Source organism: Ruegeria sp. BE1, assembly GCF_056538885.1.
In genome coordinates this window covers 839,286-865,807 of the sequence record NZ_JBQFTY010000001.1, presented here as the reverse complement: position 1 = coordinate 865,807, position 26,522 = coordinate 839,286, and the positions used below count along the sequence as shown (strand labels likewise).

Sequence of the window (26,522 nt, the reverse complement as noted above, 5' to 3'; positions counted from 1 at the left end):
ATGACCGCAAGCGAAGCGCAAAAATTGGATGTCTCGGCCGAGGATCGTCTGCGCGCGGATTTCTACAATTTCCTGGGGCTGCTGCTGTCCGCCCCGCCCGATCAGCTGTTGCTGGATCAGGTGGCGGGTCTTGGCGGCGATGAAACCGATCTGGGTCAGGCCATTCAGGCAATGGCGCGGGTGGCCAAAGTCACCAAACCCGCTGCGGCCGAGCGTGAGTTTAACGCGCTGTTCATCGGGCTGGGCCGGGGTGAGCTGCTGCCTTACGCCAGTTTTTACCTGACCGGCTTCCTGAACGAAAAACCATTGGCGCAACTGCGCAATGACATGGCCCTGCGCGGCATCACCCGCGCCAGGAACGTGTTTGAACCCGAAGACAACATCGCCTCACTGATGGAGATGATGGCAGGCATGATCGTTGGCCGCTTCCGTGCACCTGCCACCTTGGACGATCAGAAAACGTTCTGGAACAAGCATATCGGCCCCTGGGCCGCGCATTTTTACTCGGATTTGGAAGGTGCCGAAAACTCGGTCCTCTATGCCTCGATCGGCACTGCCGGTCGGGTCTTTATGGAGATCGAACGCGAAGCCTTTCGGATGACGGCGTAACCCGCCACTCGCCGGTGCCCGACAGGTGCCAAACAGCAAATGGGAAAGGAGACCCCCATGAGCAAGACCAAGGAAGAAGGCGCGACGCGCCGCGACTTCCTCAAACTGGCCGGAACCGCAGCACCCGCTGCCGTCGCCGCCGCCAGCCTGACCGGACAGGCCGAAGCAGCCGAGCTGCCTACGGACGAAACCCGGATGCAGGACACCGCGCATACCCGCGCCTATCTGGAGAGCGCCCGGTTCTGACCCGGACGTTGTCACCCCCGACTGACGGTTGCGATTGGCCCTGACGTCGGTTTGCACAGTACCAAGCCAGCCGTGGCTGACACGGCGCGCAAGGGAGGAAAGAAATGCTTAGGAAAAAGACCAACGGGGTTGCGAGACGCCCCCAGCGGACAAGTATCCTGTCCCAGGTCGGCGAGAAAACCGTCGATCGCCGCGCATTCCTGCGCGGATCAGGCCTGACGATCGGCGGCCTTGCCGCGATCAGCGCCACGGGCGGAACCGTGACACAGGCCAGTGCAGCCGCCTCGGCAACGGGCGCGGTTGATCTTGTAAAATCCGTCTGCACACACTGCTCGGTCGGCTGTACCGTTGTGGCCGAAGTGTCTAACGGCGTCTGGGTCGGGCAGGAACCCGGCTGGGACAGCCCGTTCAACCTGGGTGCGCACTGCGCCAAGGGGGCATCCGTCCGCGAGCACGCTCATGGCGAGCGCCGCCTGAAATATCCGATGAAAAAGGAAGGCGGAGAGTGGAAGCGCATCAGCTGGGAACAGGCGATCGACGAGATCGGCGACGGCATGATGAACATCCGTCAGGAATCCGGGCCGGACAGCGTGTACTGGCTGGGCTCCGCGAAACATAACAACGAACAGGCCTATCTGTTCCGCAAGTTCGCCGCCTACTGGGGCACGAACAACGTGGACCACCAGGCCCGTATCTGCCACTCGACCACGGTTGCGGGCGTTGCGAACACATGGGGCTACGGCGCCATGACCAACTCGTATAACGACATGCACAACAGCCGGGCCATCTTTATCATCGGTGGTAACCCGGCCGAGGCGCACCCCGTCTCGCTGCTGCATATCCTGCGTGCGAAAGAGCAGAACAACGCCCCTCTGATCGTCTGCGACCCGCGCTTTACGCGCACCGCGGCCCATGCGGATGAATATGTCCGTTTCCGCCCCGGCACCGACGTTGCATTGGTTTGGGGTATCCTGTGGCACATCTTCGACAACGGCTGGGAGGACAAAGAGTTCATCCGCACCCGTGTCTGGGGTATGGACCAGATCCGCGAAGAGGTTGCCAAGTGGAACCCCGAAGAGGTTGAGCGCGTCACTGGTACGCCCGGCTCGCAGCTGCGCCGCGTCGCCCGGACCATGGTGAACAACCGCCCCGGCACCGTCGTCTGGTGCATGGGTGGTACGCAACACACCAACGGCAACAACAACACCCGCGCTTACTGCGTGCTTCAGCTTGCGCTGGGCAACATGGGCACCTCGGGTGGTGGCACCAACATCTTCCGTGGCCATGACAACGTGCAGGGCGCGACGGACCTTGGTGTTCTGTCCCACACCCTGCCCGGCTATTATGGCCTGTCCAAGGGGGCATGGGGTCACTGGTCGCGTGTTTGGGGTGAAGACCCCGAATGGCTGGCGGGTCAGTTTGCCACGATCAAGGACAAGGAGGGCAAGGATAAACCGCTTCAGAATGAGCGCGGCATCCCGGTCTCTCGTTGGATCGACGGCATTCTCGAAGACCCGGCCAACATGGATCAGGACAATAACGTCCGTGCCATGGTTCTGTGGGGCCACGCGCCCAACTCGCAGACCCGGATGACGGAAATGAAGACGGCGATGGAAAAGCTGGACATGCTGGTCGTGATCGACCCGTATCCCACCGTTTCCGCCGTTCTGCATGACCGCACCGATGGCGTCTATCTGTTGCCGGCCTGTACACAGTTCGAAACCCGTGGTTCTGTCACGGCCTCGAACCGGTCGCTGCAGTGGCGCGACAAGATCGTCGAGCCCCTGTTCGAAAGCCTGCCGGACGAGGTCATCATGGCCAAGTTCGCGAATAAGTTCGGCTGGGCAGATCGGCTGTTCCGCAATATCGAGATGGACGACCCCGAAACCCCGAATGTTGAAAGCATCACGCGTGAATTCAACTCGGGCCTCTGGACCATCGGCTATACCGGTCAGTCGCCGGAACGTCTGAAAAGCCATATGGCCAACCAGCACACGTTCGACAGAACCACGCTGCAAGCCATTGGTGGACCCAACGACGGCGAGTATTACGGTCTGCCCTGGCCCTGCTGGGGAACGGCCGAGATGGGTCATACGGGGACACCGAACCTGTATGATATGTCCAAGCCGGTGGCCGAAGGTGGCCTGACCTTCCGCGCCCGTTTCGGTGTGGAGCGTGATGGTGACAACCTGCTGGCCGAAGGGGTCTATAGCGTTGGATCGGAAATTCAGGATGGATATCCGGAATTCACGATGCAAATGCTGATGGACCTTGGCTGGGACGGCGACCTGACCGCCGAGGAACGCGCAGCAATCGACGCTGTTGCGGGGCCGGAAACCAACTGGAAAACCGACCTGTCGGGCGGCATCCAGCGGGTTGCGATCAAGCATGGCTGTGCGCCCTTCGGGAACGCAAAGGCCCGCGCGGTCGTCTGGACCTTCCCGGACCCGATCCCGCTGCATCGCGAGCCGCTCTATACCAACCGGCGCGATCTGGTCGAGGACTATCCGACCTATGAGGACCGGCATGCCTATCGCCTGCCCACCCTTTATGCTTCGATCCAAAAGAACGACTTTTCAAAGGATTACCCGATAATCCTGACGTCGGGTCGTCTGGTCGAATATGAAGGCGGCGGCGAGGAAACCCGGTCGAACCCGTGGCTGGCCGAGCTGCAGCAGGACATGTTCGTCGAGATCAACCCGCGCGATGCCAACAACCTTGGTATCCGTGACGGGCAACAGGTCTGGGTCGAAGGTCCAGAAGGCGGCAAGGTCAAGGTGATGGCGATGCTGACCAACAGGGTCGGTGCCGGTGTGGCCTTTATGCCGTTCCACTTTGGCGGCCATTTCCAGGGTGAAGATCAGCGGCACAAATACCCCGCCGGTGCAGACCCCTATGTCTTGGGTGAAAGTTCCAACACCGCCCAGACCTATGGCTACGATTCAGTGACCCAGATGCAAGAGACGAAAGCGACTCTTTGCAAAATCTGGGCAGCGTAAGGAGGAGAAGAGAACATGGCAGCAAGAGCAAAATTTCTCTGCGACGCCGAACGCTGCATCGAGTGCAATGCCTGCGTCACCGCGTGTAAAAACGAACACGAGGTGCCGTGGGGCGTGAACCGCCGCAGGGTGGTGACGATCAATGACGGTGACCCGGGCGAACGCTCGATCTCGGTGGCCTGTATGCATTGCTCGGATGCGCCCTGCATGGCGGTGTGCCCGGTCGACTGCTTCTATCAGAACGAAGAAGGGGTCGTCCTGCATTCCAAGGACCTGTGCATTGGCTGTGGCTATTGCTTTTACGCGTGCCCGTTCGGTGCGCCGCAATACCCGCAGGCGGGCAACTTCGGATCACGCGGCAAGATGGACAAATGTACCTTCTGCGCCGGTGGCCCCGAGGAAACGCACTCGACCGCAGAGTTCGCCAAATATGGTCGCAACCGGATCGCCGAGGGCAAACTGCCCATCTGCGCCGAGATGTGTTCCACCAAGGCCCTGCTTGCCGGTGACGGCGACGTGGTCTCGGCCATTTACCGCGAGCGCGTCGTTGCCCGCGGCTTTGGCTCGGGCGCGTGGGGTTGGGGCACGGCCTACGATCAGAAAGACGGCTAAGGTCTTAACCAAGAAAGACAACCCCCACGCGTTGGGGGTTGTTCCACTTTTGCCGGTGGCTGCTGGTCAGCCGCCGCAATTTCTGACCCTGCTGGAGCGAACATGACCAACGATGTCTATTGGCTGTTGAAGCTGGATTTAAACACCGAAAAACAGTCTGAGTTCGAAGCCCTGATGACCGAAATGGTCAATGCGACCCTGCAGGAAAGCGGTGCCAAAAGTTATGAGTGGCACCAAAGCGATGGGTCCGTGCACATCTATGAACGTTATGCCAGCTCTGACGACGCCATGATCCACATGCAGAATTTTGGGGCAAATTTCGCGGATCGGTTTTTGTCTTTGCTGACCCCGGTCCAACTCGACGTCTATGGCCCCGCAAAAGATGACCTGCGCGCCGCGCTCGGACCCGTTGGCGCGGTCTTTCATCGGCAGATCGGCGGCTTTGACCGCTGACCCATACTCATATTCGGAGAGTTTCCCCCATGCGTTTGATTCAATTTCTGCTCGTCTCACTTTTCCTGACCGGCGCCGCATGGGCTCAGGAAACCACCCCGCCACCTGCGCCGGACCGGGCCACCACCGGCGGTGCAACAACGCTGGAAGACATCCTTGCGCGTCAGCGTGGCGAGCAAGTGGACAATACCTATCGCTCGGAAAACACGGGCCAAGGTAATGTCGAAGGGCTGCTGGGTCAGTTTGGCACACGGGGCATTGCATCTGACAGCGACGTGTACCGCGCGATCCGCTATGGGTCGGCCAATACCACCGTGTCTTCTCAGGGCCCCGCAGCGGGCGTGTTGATTCAGGACGGCGGCATGTGGTGGTGGAACTTCCGCACCGGGCCATTGCGGGAATATGGGACCTATATCATTGCAGGCATGGCCGCGATTATCCTGCTGTTCTTCCTCATCCGCGGGAAAATCCGCATCGATGGTGAAAAAACCGGCCGCACTGTTCTGCGATTCAACGGGTTTGAACGCTTTGGTCACTGGCTGTTTGCCGGATCATTCATCGTGCTGGCAATTACTGGTCTGCTCAGCCTTTATGGCCGCGATTTCCTGATCCCGATCTTCGGGAAAGAGGGCTTTGCCACCATCGCGCAAGGATGCAAATGGCTGCACAACAACCTGGCCTGGGCGTTCATGCTGGGGCTGATCATCATCACCCTGAACTGGATCGTCCACAACATCCCCAACAAGACCGACCTGAAATGGTTGGCAGCCGGAGGGGGTCTGTTCACCAAGAACAGCCATCCCCCCGCGAAAAAGTTTAACGCCGGTCAAAAGGTGATCTTCTGGGCTTGCGTGTTGCTGGGCGTATCGATCAGCCTGTCTGGCCTGTCGCTGTTGTTCCCCTTCGAACTGCCGATGTTCGCGAAGACCTTTGAGATTGCCAATTCCACCGGCATCCCGCAGGCAATGGGCCTGAACCTGCCGGTGCAAATGTCCCCGCAGGAGGAAATGCAGTACGCACAGGTCTGGCACGTGATGGTCGCTTATGTCTTTATCGCCATCATCATCGCGCATATCTATCTGGGATCGGTCGGCATGGAAGGCGCGTTTGACGCCATGGGCACCGGCGAGGTCGAAGAGCAATGGGCGCGTGAGCACCACTCTCTTTGGCTGGAAGAGGTGCAGGAAAAAGAGGCCAGCAAAGCCGCAGCCTCACCCGCCGAGTAAATGCGCGCACTGGTTCTGGCACTGGCGCTGGTTCCCCTGCCCGCTTTGGCCGAGTTCTTTACGCTCAAAGGTCACGGCGGGCCGATCATGGGGATCGCCACCGCGCCCGATGGTCGGATCGCGACGGCCAGTTTCGACAACTCGGTCGGGCTGTGGTCGGATCAGACGCCCGAATGGCTGGAAGGGCACGAAGCGGCGGTGAACAGCGTCGCCTTCAACGGAACCGCGATCTATTCCGCAGGCGACGACTTTACCCTGCGCCGGTGGCCGGGCGGAGACATTGTCGGCCAGCACAAAGGCAAGATCGTCAGCATCGCGGCCTCGAAAACTCATGTGGCCACCGCCAGTTGGGATGGCACGATTGGTCTGTGGCCGGTGGATGGCTCCGATCCGATGACGCTGGGCCCCACGGGCAGCGGCGTAAATGCGGTGGCGTTTTCCTCGGACGGGACGGCGCTCTATTCGGCGGGGGTCGATGGCTCTCTGCGCCGTTGGGACGTGGCCAGCGGTCAGGAAACGCAGCGTATCATTGAGCATGGGTTTGGCATCAATGAGTTGGTCCTGAACGAACAGGACGGTTGGATCGCCTACGGCGCGGTGGATGGCGTGACCCGCATCCGCGACCTTGAAACCGGATCTGAGCGGGATTTCACGCTGGAACGCCGCCCAATTCTGGCATTGGCGCTCAGCCCAGACCGCAGACTTCTGGCGGTGGGGGATGGCGAAGGCTACATCATGCTGATCGACACGCAGGATTGGCGCATCGCACAGGATTTCCGCGCCACCCTGCGCGGGCCGGTCTGGGCGCTGGCCTTTTCCGCCGATGGTGACAACATCCATGCAGGCGGCATCGATGAGGCCATGTATAGCTGGCCCGTTGCGGCACTGGGCGATCAGGAACGCATGGCCGCTGCCGAGCCCAGTTTCCTGAAAAACCCCGACCAGATGAGCAATGGTGAGCGTCAGTTCGCCCGCAAATGTTCAATCTGTCACAGCCTGACGCCTGATGGGCAACGGCGCGCGGGTCCGACCTTGCATGGCATCTTTGGCCGGCAGGCAGGCACGCTGCCGGGATATTTCTACTCGGACACGTTGCAAGACTCTGATATCATTTGGAATGACGAGACGATAAATGCCCTTTTCGACGAAGGGCCAGACCATTACATTCCGGGATCAAAGATGCCAATGCAGCGGATTACCCAAGCGCAGGACCGAGACGATCTGATCGCCTTTTTGCGCAGCGCCACGGCACAAACGAACGGAACCGGAGGAGACCAATGAAAGCCTTTCTTGCTGCTGCGGCCGTCATGGTTGTGATCACCATAGCCGCGCCCTTCACGCTCAAACAGATCGGGTTCAGCGCTGCGGATGCCGGGTCCGGAGCGGCCGTGCGCCTCGACTGAATGCCCGAATACCTGACCACAAAGGAACTGGCCGACCTGCTGCGCATTGGCGAGCGTAAGGCCTATGATCTTGCCTCATCGGGCGAGGTGCCATGCGTGCGCGCCATGGGCAAACTGCTGTTCCCCCGGGCCGAGGTCGTGGCCTGGCTGAACGCCTCACGCTCGGGCCCGCACGTGGCTGAACCGCCCCTGCCCCCGATTGTCGCCGGCAGCCACGATCCTCTGCTGGACTGGGCCTTGCGGGAAAGCGGCTCGGGGCTGGCCACCTATTATGACGGCTCTTTCGACGGGCTGACCCGGTTGAAGGACCGCAGCGCACAGGCCGCCGCCCTGCATATCCACGAAGAGGATGGGTTCAACGCAGGCGCCCTGCGTGACCATCTGGGCGAAGCCCCGGTCGTTCTGTACGAGGTCGCGCAACGCCAGCGCGGGCTGTTGCTGGCCCCGAACGTCACCGAAATCAGCGGCTTTGCCGACCTCAAGGGACGCCGGGTCATCCTGCGACAGGACAGTGCCGCCAGCCAGCGCCTGTTTGAGACGCAGCTTGAGGCCCACGGCCTCACGCGCGACGATCTTGATGCCCTGCCCACCTGCGCCCGCACCGAAGAGGAACTGGCCATCGCCCTGCATGACGGCAAGGCCGAGGTCGGGTTCGGATTGGGCGCGCTGGCAGGGCTCTACACGCTCGGCTTCATGGCCACCCATTCCGAACGCCTGGACCTTGCCATCTGGCGAAGGGCCTATTTCGATGATCCGATGCTCAAACTGCTGGGCTTTCTGCAATCTGATCGCTTTGCCACCCGCGCCGCCGAATTCGGCGGCTATGAAATTTCCGGTTTGGGCACCATCCACCACAACGGCGCGAGCGGTTAAATCTGGTCACTTGGCGTTGGGAAAGAACAATTGCTGCCCATCCAGTTTGTATGACTCGATCGCCGCCTGTCCGTGGGGTCCAACCAGCCAGTCAATGAACCGCTGACCCGCAGCCGCGCGCACGTTCGGGTGTTTTTCGGGGTTCACAAGGATGACGCCATATTGATTGAACAGACGCGGATCGCCTTCGACCAGCACCTCAAGATTGCCCTTGTTGCCAAAGGACTGCCAGGTTGCGCGATCCGTCAGGACATAGGCGTCCATCCCGCTGGCCACATTCAGCGTCGCCCCCATGCCCGAGCCGGTCTCGCGGTACCACTCGCCCGACGCATCGGTCGGGTCGATCTCGGAAGACTCCCACAGGCGCATCTCGGCCTTATGGGTGCCGCTGTCATCCCCGCGCGAGGCAAATGGGGCCTGGGCGTCGGCCACGGCGGCCATAGCCGCGACAATATCCGTGTCGCCTTTGACCTGTGCCGGGTCCGATTTCGGGCCAACCAGAACAAAATCGTTATACATCACGTCAAAACGCTCAACACCCCAGCCATCGGCTACGAATTTGTCTTCGGCCTGTTTGGCATGCACCAGCAAGACATCGCCGTCACCGTTGACGGCGTTACGGATCGCCTGCCCTGTCCCAACCGCGACCACACGCACATCGATCCCGCTTTCGGCTTCAAAGCCCGGCAGGATGTAATCCAGCAGCCCCGAGTTCTGCGTTGATGTGGTGGATTGCAAGACAATAAACGGCGCCTCGGCGCTTACTGGGTTCGCCATCAGGCCAAGAGACACCAGCGCTGCCCGCGCAATATTACGGATCATTTCGATCTCCATTCTTTTGAATTAAGTCACCAGCCCACCGGCGAGGTAACGGCGCGACGCATCGCTGTCCGGGGCATCCAGAACCTGTTTGGCCACGCCGTGTTCCACCACATGACCGCCCTGCATCATCACAATATCAGCCGCCAACCGCCGCGCCTGACCTATGTCATGCGTAACCATGACAATTCGCACCCCACGGCGCGAGGCGCGCTGGATCATGCGTTCGATCATCTGGGTGGCACTTGGGTCCAGCGCACTAGTTGGTTCATCAAGAAACAGGGTTTCCGGCTCCAAAGCGAGCGCACGCAGGATGGCAAGCCGTTGCGCCTCACCCCCCGACAGGGACCGTGCGGATTGCCGGGCTTTGCCGTCCAGCCCGCCCTCGGCCAGCAGATCTTCGATCCGGGCCTTGCGGGTGCTGCGGTTCAGGCCCTGCCGTTTCAGCACGAAATCCAGATTTGCCGCGACCGAGCGGCGTAGCAGCACAGGCTGCTGAAACACCATCGCCTGCCGCGCCTTGTGCGCGTCATTCAGAACCTCGCCGTCCTGACAGACACGCCCCTGATCCGGTATGATCAGCCCGTGCAAGCAGCGCAGCAACAGGCTTTTGCCCGCCCCATTTGGCCCCAGGATCAAGGTCGGTCCGGGGCCATCCAGTGACAGCTGCGCAACGTCCAGCAGCGTCCTGCCTTTGCGGACGATCTTCACACCATCCACAGTCAGACTGCCTGTCATTTCGCAAATCAGATCACGCATGGCGCAGCCCCTCTTGTTCGGCCCGCAGGCTCAGCGCGCTGACCATGGCGTTCACTGCCACCGCGATCCCAATCAGGATGGCCCCAAGCGCCAGGGCCAGGGCCAGATTGCCCTTGGACGTCTCAAGCGCGATGGTCGTCGTCATCACGCGTGTCACGTGATTGATGTTGCCGCCCACAATGATCACGGCCCCCACCTCGGCAATGGCGCGACCGAACCCGGCAAGCAAGGCTGTCACCAACGCCAGCCGGGCATCCCACAACAGCACCGGCACCGACGCCAGCCGCGACACCCCAAGCGAACGGAGTTGTTCCGAGTATTCCTCGGCCAGCATCTCAATTACCTGCCGGGTCAGTGCGGCCACGATAGGTGTGACCAGAACCACCTGCGCGATGATCATTGCGGTTGGCGTATAGAGCAGCTCCAGAACCCCTAATGGCCCCGACCGGGACAGCATCAGATAGACCAGCAGGCCAACAACCACAGGCGGGAACCCCATCAGCGCGTTCATCAACACGATCAGCGCTCGCCGCCCCGGAAAGCGCGCAACCGCCAAAGCGGCCCCAACCGGCATGCCAATCAGGGCAGAAATCAGCACAGCAAACAGGGAGACTTCGAGAGACAGCAACACTATCGCCCACAGCTCGGCATCCCCGTTTAGGATCAGAGCAAAAGCTGAGCTGAATTCTGATGCAAATCCCTGCATTATTTTCCCACTTTCCGCAATTTCGTATGAAATGCGCGTAATTACAGGGAAATACTAACCGTTTCTGCTGCCAAGTACAGACACGTTTCCGACATTCGAAAAAGAAAACGCGGCCCCCTTTGGGGCCGCGCATGCGCAGGTAATGGCAGTTGGCTTAAAGCGTTTCGGGCTTAACTTGAGACACGAATACCCTGCCACGCCTGCGGCGTTCTCGGGACATTCGTGTCACAGAGTGATTCAGGTAAAACCCGAAACGCTCTAGTTCAACGCCGCATCCGTGATCTGGTGGGTCCACGCGCCCTCGGGCTGTGCGGTGATCACGGGATCAGAGCCACCGGCCAGCAGGGTACTGACGGTGCGGTCAAAATCAGCCGGATCAAGCGCGCCGTTGGACCCGGCGGTCAGCTTGGCGATCTCACCCATCATACGCTTTTGATGCTGTTCGGTCTGGGCACCGGTCGCGTCATTTTCCAGCACGATATCGGCGGCTTCGTCAGGATGCTCCTCGGCGTATTTCCAGCCTTTCATCGAGGCGCGCACGAACCGCTCCATCTTGTCTGTAAACGCGGCGTCGCTCAGGTTTTCTTCCAGAACGTACAGACCGTCTTCCAGCGTAGCGACGCCCTGATCTTCGTATTTGAAGGTTACCAGCTCATCGGGGTTCACGCCCGCATCGATCACCTGCCAGTATTCATTATAGGTCATGGTGCTGATGCAATCGGCCTGACGCTGCAACAGCGGGTCGACGTTGAACCCTTGTTTCAGAACTTCGACCCCGTTCTCGCTTTTGCCGCCGGTGTCGATGCCCAACTGGCTCATCCAGCTCATGAACGGGAATTCGTTGCCAAAGAACCAGACGCCCAGCGTGCGGTTCTTCAGATCCTCGGGCGAGGCAATGCCCGCATCCTTCCAGCAGGTCAGCATCATGCCCGAGCTTTTGAACGGCTGCGCGATGTTCACCAGCGGCAGCCCCTTTTCACGGGCGGCCAGCGCGGCGGGCATCCATTCGACGGTCACATCGGCCCCGCCCCCGGCAATCACCTGCGTCGGCGCTATATCCGGACCACCCGGCAGGATCGTGACGTCCAGCCCCTCTTCTTCGTAGAACCCCTTGTCCTTGGCCACATAATACCCCGCGAACTGCGCCTGCGTGACCCATTTCAGTTGCAAAGTCACCTCATCCGCCGCAAGCACCGAACTGGCTGCCAGGGTAAAGGCGGCGACCGCCCCACTGAAAATCTTATTCATCTTCATGTCTCCTAGTTGCTGTGTGTGCCCCTTTTTCGGGGTCTGTTGAATTCTTTTTATCCGCGTTGTGACGGGTGCCAGAATGTCACCGCCTTCTCGGCTGCTGCGACAAGACCATAGAAAACCGTCCCCGCCAGGGCGGCAACGGCGATCTCGGCCCAGACAAGCCCGATATTGAGGCTGCCGACACCTGTCGAAATACGAAACCCCATCCCGCGCGTGGGTGATCCGAAATACTCGGCCACGATAGCACCGATCAAAGCAAGGGTTGTCGCAATCTTCAACCCGTTGAACACAAAGGGCATCGCCGCAGGCAGTCGCAGTTTCCACAAGGTCTGCCAATAGCTGGCTGCGTAGGTGCGCATCAAATCGCGCTGCATCGCGTCCGCCTCACGCAATCCCTGAACCGTGTTGACCAGGATCGGAAAGAACACCATCACCACGACGACCGCCGCCTTCGAGTGCCAGTCAAACCCGAACCAACTGACCAGAATCGGCGCGATCCCGACGATCGGCAGAGCCGCCGCAAAGTTGCCGATGGGCAATAGCCCCCGCGTCAGAAAGGCCGAGCGGTCAATGGCAACCGAACACACAAACGCCGCAGCGCACCCAATCACAAAGCCGGTCAGCGCGCCCTTGAAGACGGTCTGCTTGAAATCCTCCCACAGCAGGTTTGCCGAACCGACGAACTCTCCCGCCACGCTGGATGGTGGCGGCAGGATCACGGGCGAAACACCAAGCCCCTGCACCAGCCCCTCCCACAGGACCAGCAGCGTGACGCCGAACAGAACGGGCACCACAATGCGAACCATACGGGTTTTACGGTGTTTGGAAATCGCCAGACGGTAATTGACCAGCCAGGCAAGACCCCAGAACAGAAGTGCAAAGGACAACCACGTCATGCGCTCAACCCCATCCGGCGCAGGGCCAGCCTTTGCAACAGATCCAGTAGGGTCACCAACAACCCGGCCAGAATAGCGGCAGCCAAAAGCGCGGCCCAGATGGCCAATGGCGTGCCAAATTGGTCTCCGATCAGGATGCGCGCACCCAGACCCGCCACCGCACCGGTTGGCAGCTCACCCACAATGGTGCCCACCAAGGCAGCCGCGATCCCGACCTTGAGCGAGGTGAACAGATACGGCAGTGAAGACGGCAGCCTGAGCTTGAAAAACCCCTGCGTCCCGGATGCGTTATACGTCTTCAGCAAATCCAGCTGCGGCAAGGACGGCGACCGCAACCCTTTGACCATCCCCACCAGCACCGGGAAATAGCACAAATAAGCCGAGATCACGGCCTTGGGCACCCCGCGCCCCTCGATCCCGATCTGAGAGCTGACGACAATGATCATCGGGGCCAGCGCCACGATGGGAATGGTCTGGCTGATGATCGCCCAGGGCATCAGGCTCATATCCGCGACACGCGAATAGACGATGGCAACGGCGGCCAGAATGCCCAGCGTTGTGCCCAGCAAAAAGCCCCACAGAGTGGATTTCAGCGTCACACCCGCGTGGTAGATGAGGGACCGTTTGGAAAAGGCCCGTCCCTTGACCACCATTTCCCCGGTCGTCTTCCACAATTCCTGCCCCACCTGTCCCGGCGTCGGCAGTCGTGGCCGGTCCAGAGCATACCCGCCCGCGATCGCACCGGGGTTCGAGGCCATCAGCACCCAGACCGAGGTATCCCGACGCTCCAACGCCGTCTCGGGGGTGACGCTTTCGCCTGCCCGCTGGGCCTGATCCAGCGAAATACGGATGTTCATCGGGGCCACGGCCGCATACCAAAGCGCGACAATCGCGGCGAGCACAACCAATATAGGAACAAGGTTCTTCATGGCGCGTCCTGCATCACGGGTGTCTCAATCGTCATAGGAATGCCCCGCCCGCAGCCCCTCGCGTACGCGATGGGCGACCTCGATGAATTCCGGCGTGTCGCGGATGTCCAAGGGTCGCTCTTTCGGCAAGGGGCTGTCGATCACATCGGTGATCCGTCCGGGCCGGGGGCTCATCACCACGATCCTGGTGCTGAGATAGACCGCCTCGGGGATGGAATGCGTCACAAACCCGATGGTCTTGCCCGTCCGCGCCCACAGCGCCAAAAGCTGTTCATTCAGGTGATCGCGCACGATCTCATCCAGCGCGCCAAAGGGTTCATCCATCAGCAGGATATCCGCATCAAACGCCAGCGCCCGCGCGATGCTGGCCCGTTGCTGCATCCCGCCCGACAACTGCCACGGGAACTTGCCGCCAAACCCTTCCAGATCAACGAGTTCCAGAACCTTTTTCACCCGCTCTTCCTGCTCGGCAGCCGAGTACCCCATGATCTCAAGCGGCAGTTTGATGTTCTTGGCAATGGTCCGCCACGGGTACAGCCCCGCCGCCTGAAAAACATAGCCATAGGCCCGCTTCCGCCGTGCCTCATCCGGGGTCATACCATTGACGGTCAGAGTCCCGCCCGTCGGGGTTTCCAGCGCCGCGACACAGCGCAGGAAGGTGGTCTTGCCACAGCCCGAGGGGCCGATAAAGCTAACGAAATCCCCCTTGTTGATGGTCAGGTTGACGTCCTTCAACGCGTGGATCGGACCGTCATTGGTTTGGAAGGTGAGGTCGAGGTTTTCGGCTTCAACTACAGCTTTGCCCGCTTCGTTCATTTCTCTTTTCCCGTTGTCTTCCAGCGGGAAACCATTTGCTCGGTAGCAGCAAAAAGGTTTCCGTTCTTCGCTCTTAAGCGTTCCCCACTGACAAAGTTCTCAAGCCTGTCCCAATCGCGATAGAGCGCAGTGCGCCAATAATCTCGCAGGATTTCCTCGTCAATCGCGCCATGTTTGATCATCCGGGCCATCAGTCCGTAGACACTCAGGATATAACGGGCCAAGCCGCGCTCCTCACTTTCCAAGTCATCATAGCCCCGCTGATGCGGACCACCAAAGAAGTGCTGGCGCGCTTCGCGAAACTGAGCGGCTTGCAACGTTTCGTGGATCACGTGGATCGACTCTCGAAGAAACCTGCGCTCATCTTTGTCCTGACCGCGTGCTTGCAAGCGCATTTGTCGCCAGACAAAGGCTGCGGTCACCATAACAGCAAGCGCGGCAAGAATTGCCGCGACATCCGCCGAGATATCCAGCCAGAACTCCAGCCCCATCAGCAGCGATCAAACCCCCGTCGCCGGAATACCCGTCCGCTCGACTGGACGCGGCGCGGTCAACTCTTTCCACGTACTCAGCGCCCGGTTCACATGACCGTTTGGCTCACGCGCAACAAACTCACCATGGCCTTCCTGCGTGCGGATTTCCCCATCATGCATCGCCACCTGACCGCATGTCAGCGTAAAACGCGGCAGACCTTTGACCTCTTTGCCTTCGAACACGTTGTAGTCGATGGCCGATTGCTGCGTTTCCGCGCTGATCACCTTGGTTTTCTCCGGGTCCCAAACCACGATGTCCGCATCCGCGCCAACCAGAATTGCACCCTTTTTCGGATAGCAATTCAATATCTTGGCGATGTTTGTTGAAGTAACAGCCACAAACTCATTCGGGGTCAGACGCCCGGTGTTTACCCCATAGGTCCACAGCATCGGCATCCGATCTTCCAGCCCTCCGGTCCCGTTGGGGATCTTGGTAAAATCGCCCACGCCATAGCGTTTCTGATCGGTGGTAAAGGCACAGTGGTCGGTGGCCACCACGCTCAGCGTTCCAGAATGCAGCCCGTTCCACAAGCTGTCCTGATGCTGCTTGTTGCGGAACGGAGGGCTCATGACCCGCCGCGCCGCGTGATCCCAATCGGGATGGAAATACTCGCTCTCATCCAGGGTCAGATGCTGGATCAGAGGCTCCCCCCACACCCGTTTGCCATTCATCTTGGCCCGGCGAATGGCCTCATGCGCCTCTTCACAGGAAGTATGCACCACATACAAAGGCACACCCGCCATGTCGGCAATCATGATGGCGCGGTTGGTCGCCTCTCCCTCAACCTGCGGCGGGCGGGAATAGGCATGCGCCTCGGGTCCGGTATTGCCCTCGGCCAGCAGCTTGGCGCTCAGCTCAGCCACCACGTCACCGTTCTCAGCATGCACCATGGCGATCCCGCCCAACTCAGCCAGACGTTTGAACGAGGCGAACAGCTCATCATCATTCACCATCAACGCGCCCTTATAGGCCATGAAATGCTTGAACGTGTTGATCCCGCGCGTCTCGATCACGGTCTTGATGTCGTCAAAAACCTGCTCGCCCCACCACGTCACCGCCATGTGGAACGAGTAGTCACAATTCGCCCGCGTCGATTTGTTGTCCCAGCGCTTCAACGCATCCAGCAGGCTCTCGCCCGGGTTGGGCAGCGCAAAATCCACCACCATCGTGGTTCCCCCGGCCAAAGCCGCCCGCGTCCCGCTTTCGAAATCGTCGCTGGAATAGGTGCCCATGAACGGCATCTCCAGATGGGTATGCGGATCAATCCCTCCCGGCATGACATAGCACCCGGTCGCATCCAACTCCTTGTCACCCTTTAGATCCATCCCAATCTCGGTGATCACGCCGCCCTCGACCATCACATCCGCCTTGTAGGACAAATCTGCGGTCACAACCGTGCCGTTCTTGATAACAGTGCTCATCACAATCTCCCTGTTGCGGTCTGCGCCGCTTGCTTCATCTGGCCAAAATATCCCCGGGGGGTCGCCCATCGGGCGACGGGGGCAGCGCCCCCTAGCCCACAATCTCCGCCGTCTCGACGACCGCATGAAACAGAACATCCGCCCCGGCAGCCGCCCAGTCCTTGCTGATCTCTTCGGCCTCATTATGGCTCAACCCGTCCACACATGGGCACATCACCATCGCCGTCGGCGCCACGCGGTTGATCCAGCACGCATCGTGCCCCGCTCCCGAGATGATATCCGTATGCGAATACCCCAGCCGCTCAGCCGCATTCCGCACCGCCGAAACGCACACTTTGTCGAATTCCACAGGATCAAACCCGCCGACCTTCTCAAACTCGATCTGCAGGCCCATCTCTTCGACGATATCCTCGGCCGCCACGTGCAGGCGCGCCTCCATGTCCTTGATCACCTCCAGATCGGGCGAGCGGAAATCGACCGTGAACACCGCCTTGCCGGGGATCACGTTGCGAGAGTTCGGGAACACATCGATATGTCCCGCCGCGCCCACCGCGTGCGGCGCATGAGACCAGGCGATCTCATCCACTTTCTCAAGAATACGCGCCATGGCCAGACCGGCATTCTTGCGCATCGGCATCGGGGTTGATCCGGTATGCGCATCCTTGCCGGTGACCGTGATCTGGGTCCAGCTCAGCCCCTGTCCATGAGTGACCACGCCGATGTCTTTGCCTTTGGCCTCAAGAATGGGACCCTGTTCAATATGCAGCTCAAAGAAAGCGTGCATCTTGCGGGCACCGACCTCTTCTTCGCCGCGCCAACCAATTCGCTGCAATTCATCGCCAAAGGCCTTACCCTCAGCGTCCTCGCGCGCATAGGCCCAGTCCTGCGTGTGAATACTGGCAAAAACGCCCGAGGCCAGCATGGCCGGGGCATACCGCGTCCCCTCTTCATTGGTCCAGTTGGTGACCACGATAGGGTGTTTCGTCTTGATGCCCAGATCGTTCAGAGTGCGCAGAATCTCAAGCCCGCCCAAAACGCCCAGCACACCGTCATATTTCCCGCCGGTCGGCTGCGTATCCAGATGAGAACCCACATAAACCGGCAGCGCCTCGGGGTCTGTGCCCTCGCGGCGGGCGAACATGTTGCCCATCTGGTCGAGGCCCATGGAACACCCTGCCTCCTCGCACCAACTTTGAAACAGCGCACGACCCTGCGCATCCTCATCGGTCAGCGTTTGCCGGTTGTTTCCGCCCGCAACACCCGGGCCAATCTGGGCCATCTTCATCAGGCTGTCCCACAACCTGTCGCCATTGATCATGAGGTTCTGCGCCGGAGCTGCCATGATGTCTTTCCCTGTCGCTTGCGATTTGGCTCGCTTTTGGTGTCTTGATTTGACCATCTGGTCAAACTCACGCTATCACGGGTTGGTCATCAGTCAAGAAATTGCGAGACGCCGTTGGAATTTTTGGCCTAAACGGCGCCAGCTTGCCGGAAAATAAGACAGTCAGGAAACATGCCCAAAGATCGCGCTCCGACCAGAATTCAGAAAAAGAACCGCGCCGCGATTCTTGAGGCCGCCCTGAACGTGTTCTCGGCCCACGGGTTTCGCGGTGCCACGGTCGACCAGATCGCCACCGAAGCGGGCCTGAGCAAGCCGAACCTTCTGTATTATTTTCCGTCCAAAGAGGCGATTCACACCGCCCTTCTGTCCGGCCTTCTGGATGTCTGGCTGGCGCCGCTGCACGATCTGGATGCGGACGGCGACGCGATGGAGGAAATCCTCAGCTATATTCGCCGCAAGCTGCAGATGAGCCGCGAATTGCCGCGCGAAAGCCGCCTCTTCGCCAATGAGCTTGTCCAGGGTGCGCCCCGCATTCACGACGCTCTGTCGCAGGACCTCAAACAGTTGGTGGACGAAAAAACCGACATTCTGAAACACTGGATGGAGACCGGCAGGATCGCCCAAATTCACCCGTATCACCTGATCTTTTCGATCTGGGCGCTCACTCAGCACTATGCCGATTTCGATGTACAGGTCCGCGCAGTGCTGGGCGACGAAGATCCTTTTGAGGGCGCAGAGACATTCATCGATACGCTGTATCGCAAACTGCTTACCCCTTAAGCCTCTGTTAACCTTGAACGCAGCAAAGTCGCCGCATGGTTTCTTTGCGCCCCAACCCTGAACCCTGGATTGCTCAGATGTTCTCGACCAAATCCGCGCGGCGCGGCGCGGTGGTTCGGCGTTCAATCTCCTGGGTCGAGCGCGAAGTTGGGCATGAACGCTTCCAAAAAGAAATAAGGCAGCGCGGGTATCACCTGATCCGCACTGCCAACCAGTACATCGTAATCTGCCACAGCGGCCCGATCGACATCCCGTTCTGAGAAAATTCGACGAATTTTCTCTAGCGAGATTTTTCGTCGAAAAATCTCTTACTCCGCCGCTTTCACCATTGGGTTGTTCGGATGCATCGTCCAATTCGCATAATCCGGCTGAACTTCGCGTCCGGTGCGCGGATCAACTTCTCCCGCTTGCATCGGCACCATCGAGATGCATCCATCCACCGGACAGACATCCACACATAGGTTGCAGGCGACGCATTCGTCATCCATGACCTCGAACACGCGATCCTCGGACATCGAAATCGCCTGGTGGCTGGTGTCTTCGCAGGCGGCATAACAGCGTCCACACTTAATGCACTGGTCCTGATCGATTTTGGCTTTGGCCACATAGTTCAGGTTCAGGTACTGCCAATCCGTCACGTTCGGAACCGCAAGACCAACAACTTCCGACACATCCTTATAGCCCTTCTCATCCATCCATTTGGACAGGCCCGCAGTCAGTTCGTCGATAATCTTGAACCCATAAGTCATCGCAGCCGTACAGACCTGCACGGTACCACAGCCCAAAGCCATGAATTCTGCCGCGTCACGCCACGTGGTCACACCGCCGATACCCGAGATCGGCAAGCCATGCGTCGCCTGTGCACGTGAAATCTCGGACACCATCGACAGCGCAATCGGTTTCACCGCCGGGCCGCAATAGCCGCCATGGCTGCCCTTACCATCAATCGAAGGCTCGGGGCTGAACGTGTCCAGATTGACGCTGGTGATCGAATTGATTGTGTTGATCAGCGACACCGCATCCGCCCCGCCATTCTTTGCGGCCTCGGCCGGCTTGCGAATATCGGTGATGTTGGGCGTCAGCTTCACGATGACCGGGCGGTCATAGTACTGCTTGCACCAGCGGGTCACCATCTCAATATATTCCGGCACCTGCCCGACGGCAGAGCCCATGCCGCGTTCGCTCATGCCATGCGGGCAGCCGAAGTTCAGTTCGACCCCGTCCGCACCCGTCTCGGCCACGCGCGGCAGGATGGCTTTCCATGCCTCTTCCTCGCACGGGACCATGATCGACGCGATCAGGGCGCGGTCCGGGTAGTCGGCCTTGACCCGCGCCATCTCTTCCAGGTTCACCTCCAATGGCCGGTCGGTGATCAGTTCGATATTGTTCAGACCCAGCAGCCGCCGATCCGCCCCGTAGATCGCACCATAGCGCGGCCCGTTCACATTCACGACCGGAGGGCCTTCGGCCCCTAGTGTTTTCCAGACCACGCCGCCCCATCCTGCCTCAAAAGCGCGACGCACGTTGTATTCCTTGTCGGTCGGCGGCGCCGAGGCCAGCCAATACGGGTTCGGGCTTTCAATGCCCAGAAAGTTTGTCTTCAAATCAGCCATTTATCCGGCCTCCCTGATGCAGATCAGCATCTTTATCATGAGTGTCACGCGCTCAGAGTCGCGTGAATGTCCATCGCGGCATCCCGGCCCTCGGCCACTGCGGTCACGGTCAGGTCTTCCCCGCCCGCCGCGCAATCGCCCCCGGCCCAGACACCGGCCACCGAGGTCCGCCCGGCCCCGCTCACAGCGATCTTGTTACCATCCAGTTCCAGCCCCTCGGGCGCGCCTTCCAGTTTCTGACCAATCGCCTTGAGCACCTGATCCGCAGCCAAGCGGATCGTCTCGCCTGTACCGGCCAGTTGCCCATTCTGGCTGGACGTATACTCCAACTCAATTTCCACCGCCGCGCCATTCCCGTGCACGGCCACGGGCTGCACGTTTGTCATGATCTTGACGCCGTGCGAGGCCGCCAGATCCTGTTCATACCGGCTGGCCCCCATGGCATCGCGTCCCCGACGGTAGGCGATGGTCACATTCTCGGCCCCCAGCAGCTTGGATTTGACAGCTGCATCCACGGCAGTCATGCCGCCGCCGATCACAACCACGTTCCGGCCAACCGGCAAATCCGACAGATCGCTGGCCTGCCGCACGTCCGAGATGAAATCGACCGCGGCACGCACCCCGTCCTTATCCACACCGCCTGCGCGCAGGGCATTCACCCCAGCCAGCCCGATAGACAGAAACACCGCATCATAGGTCTCAACCAACCCCTCAAGCGAGAGCCCCTCGCCCAGCGCCGAGCCGGTCTCAATCGTGATACCGCCGATTTTCAGCAGCCAGTCCACCTCGGCCTGCGCAAAATCATTGGTCGATTTATAGGCTGCAATTCCATATTCATTCAGACCGCCGGGCTTGGGCTTGCTTTCGTGGATAACCACGTCATGCCCCAGCATTGCCAGCCGATGCGCGCAGGCCAGACCCGCAGGCCCTGCACCCACCACGGCCACAGTCTTGCCCGTTGGCGCGGCACGTTGGAAGGGATGATCCCCGGACACCATCACGCTGTCGGTCGCATAGCGCTGCAGCCGGCCGATCTCGACCGGGGCGCCCTCGGCAGCCTCACGCACGCAGGCTTCTTCGCACAGCGTCTCAGTCGGGCACACGCGAGCGCACATACCGCCCAGAATGTTCTGCGTCAGGATCGTTTCGCCCGCAGCTTCGGGCTGGCCCGCCTGAATCTGGCGCATGAACAGCGGAATATCGATATCCGTCGGACAGGCCGTCACACATGGCGCGTCATAACAGAAATAGCACCGATCTGCGGCAACTGCGGCCTCATGCGCGGCCAGTGGTGGATGCAGATCCGTGAAATTCGAGGTCAGCTCATCGCTGGAAAGCCGCCCGGAAACAATGCCGGGGACCATCTGGCCCTGTGCCATCGCTCTACTCCCTGTAGATATGTTCGTTATGGTCTCAGCTTGCCACAATCAAATTTTTTATCAATTGGTAAAATTTAGAAAAACGCCAAAAAATGCAAAATCCGGGCGATTGACCCGGATTTCTCTGGAAACTGCATGTTTTCCCAGCAACCGAGGTGTCAGATCATCCCGTTCAGGTGTCCGGATTTCACCCATACGCGGGCTCCGCCCTCGCCGACCGTCGCCTTAGAACGCGCACCGGGCGGCAAGCGCAGCCAATCCCAGACACCAAAATCCTCACCCGCTTCGGTAAAACTGCCTTCGATCACGAATACCTCCAGCCCCCGGCTGGCGTCCAGATCAACGATTTCCCCGGCAGCCCAGCTTTGCACCCTGACATCTTCATGCGCATCGCGGAACAAATCGATATTCCCGCCGCCGTTGATTGAGCGTCGCACTTCGGTACGGTCTTCGGGATCGAACTGATGGAGCTTGACCAAAATGGTCGCGCCTTCACTGGCCGAGGGCGTGTGCGATGAGGTCGGAGGGTTGCGCACATAGCTGCCAACCGGGAAATCGCCGGTTTCGTCCTGAAACACACCGTCGAGTACCAGATACTCCTCTCCCCCATCATGGGTATGGGCGGCAAAGGCGCTGCCGGGGGCAAAGCGGACAATTGTTGTCGCCCGCGCGACTTCCTCACCAATGCGGTCCAGCATCTTCCGCTCGACCCCTGCGGCGGGGGATGCGACCCATTCGGTATCTTTGAAGTGAACGGCGACCCGTTGGCTGAAATCCGCGTTGACCCGCATCTGCTATCCTCCTGCGCTGTTGGATATCTACATGGGTCCGCAGCCACGATTTTCAAACCGTTCGCTTATTGGGGTTTTGACGCCCTTCACGGCTTGTTGTACGTCAAGTTCAGGCAGGTGCCAAATACCGGCCCGATCAGAAAGCGCTAAACGATGCAGGCCACCCCGTCCAAGTTCAATATTGTCATCATCGGACAGAACAACCGCCTGCAATATGAGGCGCTTTTGTTCGCGGCCTCCCTGCGCCATAGCGCGCCGGAATTCAGCGGTCGGCTATTTGTAGCTGTGCCACAGCCCGGTCCTTGTTGGCCGAAAGACCCAAGCATCCAGAACGAGGATCTACTCAAGGCGCTCCACCAGTTGGATGCCGAGATACTGCCCTTTGACAACACTGTGTTCGGCAGCAGCTATCCTTACGGCAACAAGATCGAAGCCCTGCTGACCCTGCCCGAGGGGGAACCCTTTGTGTTCTTCGACAGCGATACGCTGATCACTGGCGACGTGTCCTCGGTCCCTTTCGATTTCGACCGACCCGGCGCGTCGCTGAAGGTCGAAGGCACATGGCCCAAGCCCACCCTGTACGGCCCCGGTTTTGACGGCATCTGGAGCGCGCTTTACGACCGCTTTGGGCTGGATTTCGAAAGCTCGTTGGATACCAGCCAGCCCAAGGATTACTGGCGGCGGTATTTGTATTTCAATGCTGGCTATTTCTTCTATTCCTGCCCCCGCAGGTTCGGAGAGCGGTTTCTGGACTACGCCCGCACGATACGGGACGGAGAGATTCCCGAACTTGCCGGACAAAACCTTGATCCCTGGCTGGATCAGGCCGCTCTGCCGCTGGTGATCCATTCCTTTGGCGGCAGTCGGGATGCGCTGCCAGGTGGGTTGCTGGATGATGAGGTTAGCTGTCATTACCGCCTGTTCCCCCTGCTCTATGCCCGCGAGAGCGATCATGTGGTCGAGGTGCTGGAAACGGTCGTTGCGCCTAATCGGGTCAAGAAGGTGCTCAAAGGTTATGACCCGATCAAAAAGCTGGTTCTGCAGCGCAAGGGCCACAAGATCAGGGACCTGTTCGACCGCAACAACCTGCCCCAGCGCGAGCAGGCCATTCGCAATACGATCCGCAGCAAGGGCCTTTGGATGCGCTGACAGGATTGTTGTGCCCACGCGCCGGATCGCCTAGAGATTCTGCCAACAAACATTCCAACAGGAGATTTCAACGATGTCTGACGGCCCAACCTACGGTTTTGACACGCTTCAAATTCACGCGGGCGCGCGACCCGATCCGGCAACAGGCGCGCGTCAGACGCCGATCTACCAGACCACCGCTTATGTGTTCCGCGACGCCGATCACGCGGCAGCGCTGTTCAACCTGCAAGAGGTGGGCTTTATCTATTCCCGCCTGACCAACCCAACCGTGGCTGTGCTGCAAGAACGCGTTGCCACGCTGGAAGGCGGCGTGGGCGCGGTTTGCTGTTCTTCGGGTCACGCGGCGCAGATCATGGCGCTGTTCCCGCTGATGGGACCGGGCTGCAACGTTGTGGCCTCGACCCGGCTGTATGGCGGCACGGTCACCCAGTTCAGCCAGACCATCAAGCGGTTCGGCTGGTCGGCCAAATTTGTGGACACCGACGATCTGGACGCCGTCAAGGACGCGATCGACGAAAACACCCGCGCGGTGTTCTGTGAGTCCATTGCCAACCCCGGCGGCTATGTCACCGACATCCGGTCGCTGGCGGATGTGGCCGATGCGGCGGGTATTCCCCTGATCGTCGACAACACATCGGCCACGCCCTATCTGTGCCGTCCCATCGAACAGGGTGCAACACTGGTGGTGCATTCGACCACCAAATACCTGACCGGCAACGGCACCGTCACCGGCGGCTGCATTGTGGATTCGGGCAAGTTCGACTGGTCAGCCAATGACAAGTTCCCCTCGCTCAGCGAGCCTGAGCCCGCCTATCACGGCCTGAAGTTTCATGAGACCTTCGGCCCGCTGGCCTTTACCTTCCACGGCATCGCCATCGGTCTGCGCGATCTGGGCATGACCATGAACCCACAAGCGGCGCATTACACGCTGATGGGGATCGAGACCCTGTCGCTGCGGATGGAGCGCCACGTCGAGAATGCTCAGAAAATCGCCGCGTGGTTGGAGGCCGATGATCGCGTGGATTACGTGACCTATGCGGGCCTGCCCTCATCGCCCTATCACGACCGGGTCAAGTCGCAGTACAAAAAGGGCGCCGGTGCCCTGTTCACCTTTGCGGTTAAGGGCGGCTACGACGCCTGCATCAAGCTGGTCAACGCGCTTGAGATTTTCAGCCACGTGGCCAACCTCGGCGATGCGCGGTCGTTAATCATCCACTCGGCCTCGACCACGCACCGCCAACTGACACCGGAGCAGCAAGAGGCTGCAGGCGCAGGTCCGGGCGTTGTGCGTGTATCCATCGGGATCGAGGATGCAAACGACCTGATCGCCGATCTGGATCAGGCGCTGGCCAAAGCCTCAGCCTAAGGGATGGCCGGGCACGACACCAACGATCTGGGCCAACCCATCGGCCAGCCGGTCAAGGGCGATTTCCCGCGTCCGACACCGCCCTACACGCCGATGGAGGGCCAGTATTGTTCCGTCGTGCCGCTGGATGTGAACAGACACACGCCCGGATTGTTCCGGGCGTATGCCAATGACACGGACGGTCGCAATTGGACCTACCTGCCCTATGGGCCGTTCAACTCGGAACAGGAGTTTGACGATTGGGTCCGCGCGACCTGCATGGATGCCGATCCCATGTTCCACACCGTTCTGGACAGCGACGATACCCCGATTGGCATGGCCTCATTCCTGCGGCTGCAACCTGCGGCGGGTGTGATCGAGGTGGGCCACATCCACTTCTCACCCCTCTTGCAGCGCAGCCCCAAATCGACCGAAGCGATGTATCTGATGATGCGCCGCGTGTTCGAGGAGCTGGGCTATCGCCGCTATGAATGGAAATGCGATGCGCTGAATGCCGCGTCCTGTCGTGCGGCTGAGCGGTTGGGCTTCACGTTCGAAGGCATCTTCCGTCAGGCAACCCATTACAAGGGCCGCAACCGGGATACCGCGTGGTATGCGATCCTCGATACCGATTGGCCGCATATCAAGGCCGCATTCGAAAGCTGGCTGTCACCGGAGAATTTCGACGCGTCGGGCCAGCAGCGCCAAGTGCTGCAAGCCCGTGCTGATGGGACTGGATCAGTCGGAAATCCCGAATTCCATCGTCACGTTGACCGAGACTGAGATCTCGCCCCCCGCAACCGGCACACCGCCCGCTTCATCAAAGGCCGCAGCCCGCATCTGCGCCACCGGAAAACTGCCGCCTGTCTGTTCGCTGATCGTCTGAACCGGGCCCAAGGTTACGTTGGCAGCCTGCGCCAGCTGGTCTGCCTTAGCCGTTGCCTCAGCCACCGCTTTGGCCCGGGCCTGCGCCCGTAGCGGGGCCTGATCCTGTACGCCAAACCGCAAACCACCGAAATCGTTGGCGCCGTCTTGAATGACCGCATCCATGATCGATCCCAGCTTGGTCAGGTCACGCACATGCACCTGCACGTTGTTCGATGCGACAAATCCCGAAATCTCGGGGCGTTGGCCATTGTTCCCGTTGCGTCCGGTCCAAACCGGCGACAGGGACACGTCCCGGGTTTGCACATCTCGGGATTCGACGCCCATATCCTCAAGGCGTTTGAGGATCTGCGCGACCGCATCAGAAGTTGCCTGCATCGCGTTCGACGCTTCGGCATTTTCGTTTGTCACGCCCAGTGTGATGGTCGCCATGTCAGGCGCGGCCTGAACGGTTCCGACGGCATCCACCGTGATGCGACGTTCTTCCGCATGGGCCATGCCAACGGCTGTCACGGCCAGCAGTGCGGCCAGAAAAGCGATTTTCTTCAAGGTCTTCCCTCCGGTCTTTTCACTGCCAACATGGTGATCAAAGGGGTGTTACGGCAAGAGGAACCCCCGGCTTTTTCTTTCCCTCGGCGGGAACCTGCTTTAATGTCGGTCTGCGGACGACACGTCGTTTGCAT

At 60.0% G+C, this 26,522-nt stretch carries 28 protein-coding genes; 14 read left to right on the top strand and 14 right to left on the bottom strand.

Annotated features, from left to right (window positions below; all coding sequences use genetic code 11):
• The 9 genes from ACR0J5_RS04345 to ACR0J5_RS04305 all read left to right on the top strand — a co-directional run bounded on the left by ACR0J5_RS04345 (nt 1) and on the right by ACR0J5_RS04305 (nt 8,421).
• Nucleotides 1-609, top strand: coding sequence for a TorD/DmsD family molecular chaperone (locus ACR0J5_RS04345; RefSeq protein ID WP_480650761.1), 609 nt, complete (start codon nt 1-3; stop codon nt 607-609).
• A 57-nt stretch (nt 610-666) separates the two neighbouring features.
• Entirely contained in the window at nt 667-855 is a 189-nt protein-coding gene (locus ACR0J5_RS04340; protein WP_480650760.1) for a ubiquinol-cytochrome c reductase iron-sulfur subunit N-terminal domain-containing protein, read from the top strand.
• A 104-nt stretch (nt 856-959) separates the two neighbouring features.
• Complete coding sequence (locus tag ACR0J5_RS04335) at nt 960-3,854, top strand: formate dehydrogenase subunit alpha (RefSeq protein ID WP_480650758.1); 2,895 nt, start codon at nt 960-962, stop codon at nt 3,852-3,854.
• A 15-nt stretch (nt 3,855-3,869) separates the two neighbouring features.
• Nucleotides 3,870-4,466, top strand: coding sequence for a formate dehydrogenase FDH3 subunit beta (fdh3B, locus tag ACR0J5_RS04330; protein ID WP_039530246.1), 597 nt, complete (start codon nt 3,870-3,872; stop codon nt 4,464-4,466).
• A 102-nt stretch (nt 4,467-4,568) separates the two neighbouring features.
• Nucleotides 4,569-4,919 carry a putative quinol monooxygenase gene (locus ACR0J5_RS04325; RefSeq protein WP_480650756.1) on the top strand — a complete coding sequence of 117 codons (351 nt, stop codon included), beginning with the start codon at nt 4,569-4,571 and terminating at the stop codon, nt 4,917-4,919.
• A gap of 29 nt (nt 4,920-4,948) precedes the next feature.
• Nucleotides 4,949-6,145, top strand: a complete 1,197-nt coding sequence (locus ACR0J5_RS04320; protein WP_480650754.1) for a formate dehydrogenase subunit gamma — start codon at nt 4,949-4,951, stop codon at nt 6,143-6,145.
• On the top strand, nt 6,146-7,426 hold the full coding sequence (locus ACR0J5_RS04315; RefSeq protein WP_480650753.1) for a c-type cytochrome: 1,281 nt from the start codon (nt 6,146-6,148) through the stop codon (nt 7,424-7,426).
• Nucleotides 7,423-7,548 carry a hypothetical protein gene (locus ACR0J5_RS04310; protein ID WP_480650751.1) on the top strand — a complete coding sequence of 42 codons (126 nt, stop codon included), beginning with the start codon at nt 7,423-7,425 and terminating at the stop codon, nt 7,546-7,548. The genes ACR0J5_RS04315 and ACR0J5_RS04310 overlap by 4 nt, the downstream gene beginning before the upstream one ends.
• Nucleotides 7,549-8,421 carry a substrate-binding domain-containing protein gene (locus ACR0J5_RS04305; RefSeq protein ID WP_480650749.1) on the top strand — a complete coding sequence of 291 codons (873 nt, stop codon included), beginning with the start codon at nt 7,549-7,551 and terminating at the stop codon, nt 8,419-8,421.
• Nucleotides 8,422-8,427: 6 nt separating this feature from the next.
• Here ACR0J5_RS04305 and ACR0J5_RS04300 read toward each other — a convergent pair whose 3' ends face one another.
• The 10 genes from ACR0J5_RS04300 to ACR0J5_RS04255 form a co-directional block, all read right to left on the bottom strand.
• Nucleotides 8,428-9,243: an ABC transporter substrate-binding protein gene (locus ACR0J5_RS04300; protein WP_480650748.1), complete on the bottom strand. Its 816-nt coding sequence runs from the start codon at nt 9,241-9,243 to the stop codon at nt 8,428-8,430.
• 21 nt (nt 9,244-9,264) lie between these two features.
• Entirely contained in the window at nt 9,265-9,999 is a 735-nt protein-coding gene (locus tag ACR0J5_RS04295) for an ATP-binding cassette domain-containing protein (RefSeq protein WP_480650746.1), read from the bottom strand.
• On the bottom strand, nt 9,992-10,705 hold the full coding sequence (locus ACR0J5_RS04290) for an ABC transporter permease (protein ID WP_480650744.1): 714 nt from the start codon (nt 10,703-10,705) through the stop codon (nt 9,992-9,994). The genes ACR0J5_RS04295 and ACR0J5_RS04290 overlap by 8 nt, the downstream gene beginning before the upstream one ends.
• A 258-nt stretch (nt 10,706-10,963) precedes the next feature.
• The gene (locus ACR0J5_RS04285; protein ID WP_480650742.1) at nt 10,964-11,953 is read right to left on the bottom strand and encodes an ABC transporter substrate-binding protein; all 990 of its coding nucleotides are present in this window, start codon (nt 11,951-11,953) and stop codon (nt 10,964-10,966) included.
• Nucleotides 11,954-12,009: 56 nt separating this feature from the next.
• Complete coding sequence (locus tag ACR0J5_RS04280) at nt 12,010-12,855, bottom strand: ABC transporter permease (RefSeq protein WP_480650740.1); 846 nt, start codon at nt 12,853-12,855, stop codon at nt 12,010-12,012.
• Nucleotides 12,852-13,784 (bottom strand): ABC transporter permease, encoded by a 933-nt coding sequence (locus ACR0J5_RS04275; protein WP_480650738.1) that lies wholly within the window; start codon nt 13,782-13,784, stop codon nt 12,852-12,854. The genes ACR0J5_RS04280 and ACR0J5_RS04275 overlap by 4 nt, the downstream gene beginning before the upstream one ends.
• Before the next feature lie 24 nt (nt 13,785-13,808).
• A complete protein-coding gene (locus tag ACR0J5_RS04270; RefSeq protein WP_480650736.1) occupies nt 13,809-14,600 on the bottom strand; it encodes an ABC transporter ATP-binding protein in 792 nt (263 codons plus the stop codon).
• Entirely contained in the window at nt 14,597-15,091 is a 495-nt protein-coding gene (locus ACR0J5_RS04265) for a DUF4760 domain-containing protein (RefSeq protein ID WP_480650734.1), read from the bottom strand. The genes ACR0J5_RS04270 and ACR0J5_RS04265 overlap by 4 nt, the downstream gene beginning before the upstream one ends.
• A 9-nt stretch (nt 15,092-15,100) precedes the next feature.
• A complete protein-coding gene (hydA, locus tag ACR0J5_RS04260; RefSeq protein WP_480650732.1) occupies nt 15,101-16,555 on the bottom strand; it encodes a dihydropyrimidinase in 1,455 nt (484 codons plus the stop codon).
• A 91-nt stretch (nt 16,556-16,646) separates the two neighbouring features.
• On the bottom strand, nt 16,647-17,897 hold the full coding sequence (locus ACR0J5_RS04255; RefSeq protein WP_480650730.1) for a Zn-dependent hydrolase: 1,251 nt from the start codon (nt 17,895-17,897) through the stop codon (nt 16,647-16,649).
• A gap of 171 nt (nt 17,898-18,068) precedes the next feature.
• On the opposite strand from ACR0J5_RS04255, the gene ACR0J5_RS04250 reads away from it, so the two are divergent.
• Nucleotides 18,069-18,677, top strand: a complete 609-nt coding sequence (locus ACR0J5_RS04250; protein ID WP_480650728.1) for a TetR family transcriptional regulator C-terminal domain-containing protein — start codon at nt 18,069-18,071, stop codon at nt 18,675-18,677.
• Between the two features lie 35 nt (nt 18,678-18,712).
• Complete coding sequence (locus ACR0J5_RS04245) at nt 18,713-18,937, top strand: N-(5'-phosphoribosyl)anthranilate isomerase (RefSeq protein WP_480650726.1); 225 nt, start codon at nt 18,713-18,715, stop codon at nt 18,935-18,937.
• A gap of 48 nt (nt 18,938-18,985) precedes the next feature.
• Here the strand turns inward: ACR0J5_RS04245 and preA are convergent, their stop codons facing one another.
• From preA to ACR0J5_RS04230, 3 genes are all read right to left on the bottom strand, one after another.
• Nucleotides 18,986-20,290 (bottom strand): NAD-dependent dihydropyrimidine dehydrogenase subunit PreA, encoded by a 1,305-nt coding sequence (gene preA, locus ACR0J5_RS04240; RefSeq protein ID WP_480650724.1) that lies wholly within the window; start codon nt 20,288-20,290, stop codon nt 18,986-18,988.
• Nucleotides 20,291-20,334: 44 nt separating this feature from the next.
• Nucleotides 20,335-21,669, bottom strand: coding sequence for an NAD(P)-dependent oxidoreductase (locus tag ACR0J5_RS04235; protein ID WP_480650722.1), 1,335 nt, complete (start codon nt 21,667-21,669; stop codon nt 20,335-20,337).
• A 158-nt stretch (nt 21,670-21,827) separates the two neighbouring features.
• Nucleotides 21,828-22,460 (bottom strand): cupin domain-containing protein, encoded by a 633-nt coding sequence (locus tag ACR0J5_RS04230; protein WP_480650720.1) that lies wholly within the window; start codon nt 22,458-22,460, stop codon nt 21,828-21,830.
• 153 nt (nt 22,461-22,613) lie between these two features.
• On the opposite strand from ACR0J5_RS04230, the gene ACR0J5_RS04225 reads away from it, so the two are divergent.
• From ACR0J5_RS04225 to ACR0J5_RS04215, 3 genes are all read left to right on the top strand, one after another.
• Nucleotides 22,614-23,609, top strand: a complete 996-nt coding sequence (locus ACR0J5_RS04225; protein WP_480650718.1) for a hypothetical protein — start codon at nt 22,614-22,616, stop codon at nt 23,607-23,609.
• A gap of 73 nt (nt 23,610-23,682) precedes the next feature.
• Nucleotides 23,683-24,975: an O-acetylhomoserine aminocarboxypropyltransferase/cysteine synthase family protein gene (locus ACR0J5_RS04220; RefSeq protein ID WP_480650716.1), complete on the top strand. Its 1,293-nt coding sequence runs from the start codon at nt 23,683-23,685 to the stop codon at nt 24,973-24,975.
• Nucleotides 24,976-24,978: 3 nt separating this feature from the next.
• Complete coding sequence (locus ACR0J5_RS04215) at nt 24,979-25,737, top strand: GNAT family N-acetyltransferase (protein WP_480650715.1); 759 nt, start codon at nt 24,979-24,981, stop codon at nt 25,735-25,737.
• On the opposite strand, the gene ACR0J5_RS04210 is transcribed toward ACR0J5_RS04215, so the two are convergent.
• The gene (locus tag ACR0J5_RS04210; RefSeq protein ID WP_480650713.1) at nt 25,693-26,388 is read right to left on the bottom strand and encodes an SIMPL domain-containing protein; all 696 of its coding nucleotides are present in this window, start codon (nt 26,386-26,388) and stop codon (nt 25,693-25,695) included. The genes ACR0J5_RS04215 and ACR0J5_RS04210 overlap by 45 nt on opposite strands.
• Between the last annotated feature and the right edge of the window lie 134 nt (nt 26,389-26,522).

Coding starts and splice junctions, on each gene's coding strand:
- ACR0J5_RS04345 (WP_480650761.1), top strand. CDS start 1: ATGACCGCAAGCGAAGCGCAAAAATTGGATGTCTCGGCCGAGGATCGT.
- ACR0J5_RS04340 (WP_480650760.1), top strand. CDS start 667: ATGAGCAAGACCAAGGAAGAAGGCGCGACGCGCCGCGACTTCCTCAAA.
- ACR0J5_RS04335 (WP_480650758.1), top strand. CDS start 960: ATGCTTAGGAAAAAGACCAACGGGGTTGCGAGACGCCCCCAGCGGACA.
- fdh3B (WP_039530246.1), top strand. CDS start 3,870: ATGGCAGCAAGAGCAAAATTTCTCTGCGACGCCGAACGCTGCATCGAG.
- ACR0J5_RS04325 (WP_480650756.1), top strand. CDS start 4,569: ATGACCAACGATGTCTATTGGCTGTTGAAGCTGGATTTAAACACCGAA.
- ACR0J5_RS04320 (WP_480650754.1), top strand. CDS start 4,949: ATGCGTTTGATTCAATTTCTGCTCGTCTCACTTTTCCTGACCGGCGCC.
- ACR0J5_RS04315 (WP_480650753.1), top strand. CDS start 6,146: ATGCGCGCACTGGTTCTGGCACTGGCGCTGGTTCCCCTGCCCGCTTTG.
- ACR0J5_RS04310 (WP_480650751.1), top strand. CDS start 7,423: ATGAAAGCCTTTCTTGCTGCTGCGGCCGTCATGGTTGTGATCACCATA.
- ACR0J5_RS04305 (WP_480650749.1), top strand. CDS start 7,549: ATGCCCGAATACCTGACCACAAAGGAACTGGCCGACCTGCTGCGCATT.
- ACR0J5_RS04300 (WP_480650748.1), bottom strand. CDS start 9,243: ATGATCCGTAATATTGCGCGGGCAGCGCTGGTGTCTCTTGGCCTGATG.
- ACR0J5_RS04295 (WP_480650746.1), bottom strand. CDS start 9,999: ATGCGTGATCTGATTTGCGAAATGACAGGCAGTCTGACTGTGGATGGT.
- ACR0J5_RS04290 (WP_480650744.1), bottom strand. CDS start 10,705: ATGCAGGGATTTGCATCAGAATTCAGCTCAGCTTTTGCTCTGATCCTA.
- ACR0J5_RS04285 (WP_480650742.1), bottom strand. CDS start 11,953: ATGAATAAGATTTTCAGTGGGGCGGTCGCCGCCTTTACCCTGGCAGCC.
- ACR0J5_RS04280 (WP_480650740.1), bottom strand. CDS start 12,855: ATGACGTGGTTGTCCTTTGCACTTCTGTTCTGGGGTCTTGCCTGGCTG.
- ACR0J5_RS04275 (WP_480650738.1), bottom strand. CDS start 13,784: ATGAAGAACCTTGTTCCTATATTGGTTGTGCTCGCCGCGATTGTCGCG.
- ACR0J5_RS04270 (WP_480650736.1), bottom strand. CDS start 14,600: ATGAACGAAGCGGGCAAAGCTGTAGTTGAAGCCGAAAACCTCGACCTC.
- ACR0J5_RS04265 (WP_480650734.1), bottom strand. CDS start 15,091: ATGGGGCTGGAGTTCTGGCTGGATATCTCGGCGGATGTCGCGGCAATT.
- hydA (WP_480650732.1), bottom strand. CDS start 16,555: ATGAGCACTGTTATCAAGAACGGCACGGTTGTGACCGCAGATTTGTCC.
- ACR0J5_RS04255 (WP_480650730.1), bottom strand. CDS start 17,897: ATGGCAGCTCCGGCGCAGAACCTCATGATCAATGGCGACAGGTTGTGG.
- ACR0J5_RS04250 (WP_480650728.1), top strand. CDS start 18,069: ATGCCCAAAGATCGCGCTCCGACCAGAATTCAGAAAAAGAACCGCGCC.
- ACR0J5_RS04245 (WP_480650726.1), top strand. CDS start 18,713: ATGGTTTCTTTGCGCCCCAACCCTGAACCCTGGATTGCTCAGATGTTC.
- preA (WP_480650724.1), bottom strand. CDS start 20,290: ATGGCTGATTTGAAGACAAACTTTCTGGGCATTGAAAGCCCGAACCCG.
- ACR0J5_RS04235 (WP_480650722.1), bottom strand. CDS start 21,669: ATGGCACAGGGCCAGATGGTCCCCGGCATTGTTTCCGGGCGGCTTTCC.
- ACR0J5_RS04230 (WP_480650720.1), bottom strand. CDS start 22,460: ATGCGGGTCAACGCGGATTTCAGCCAACGGGTCGCCGTTCACTTCAAA.
- ACR0J5_RS04225 (WP_480650718.1), top strand. CDS start 22,614: ATGCAGGCCACCCCGTCCAAGTTCAATATTGTCATCATCGGACAGAAC.
- ACR0J5_RS04220 (WP_480650716.1), top strand. CDS start 23,683: ATGTCTGACGGCCCAACCTACGGTTTTGACACGCTTCAAATTCACGCG.
- ACR0J5_RS04215 (WP_480650715.1), top strand. CDS start 24,979: ATGGCCGGGCACGACACCAACGATCTGGGCCAACCCATCGGCCAGCCG.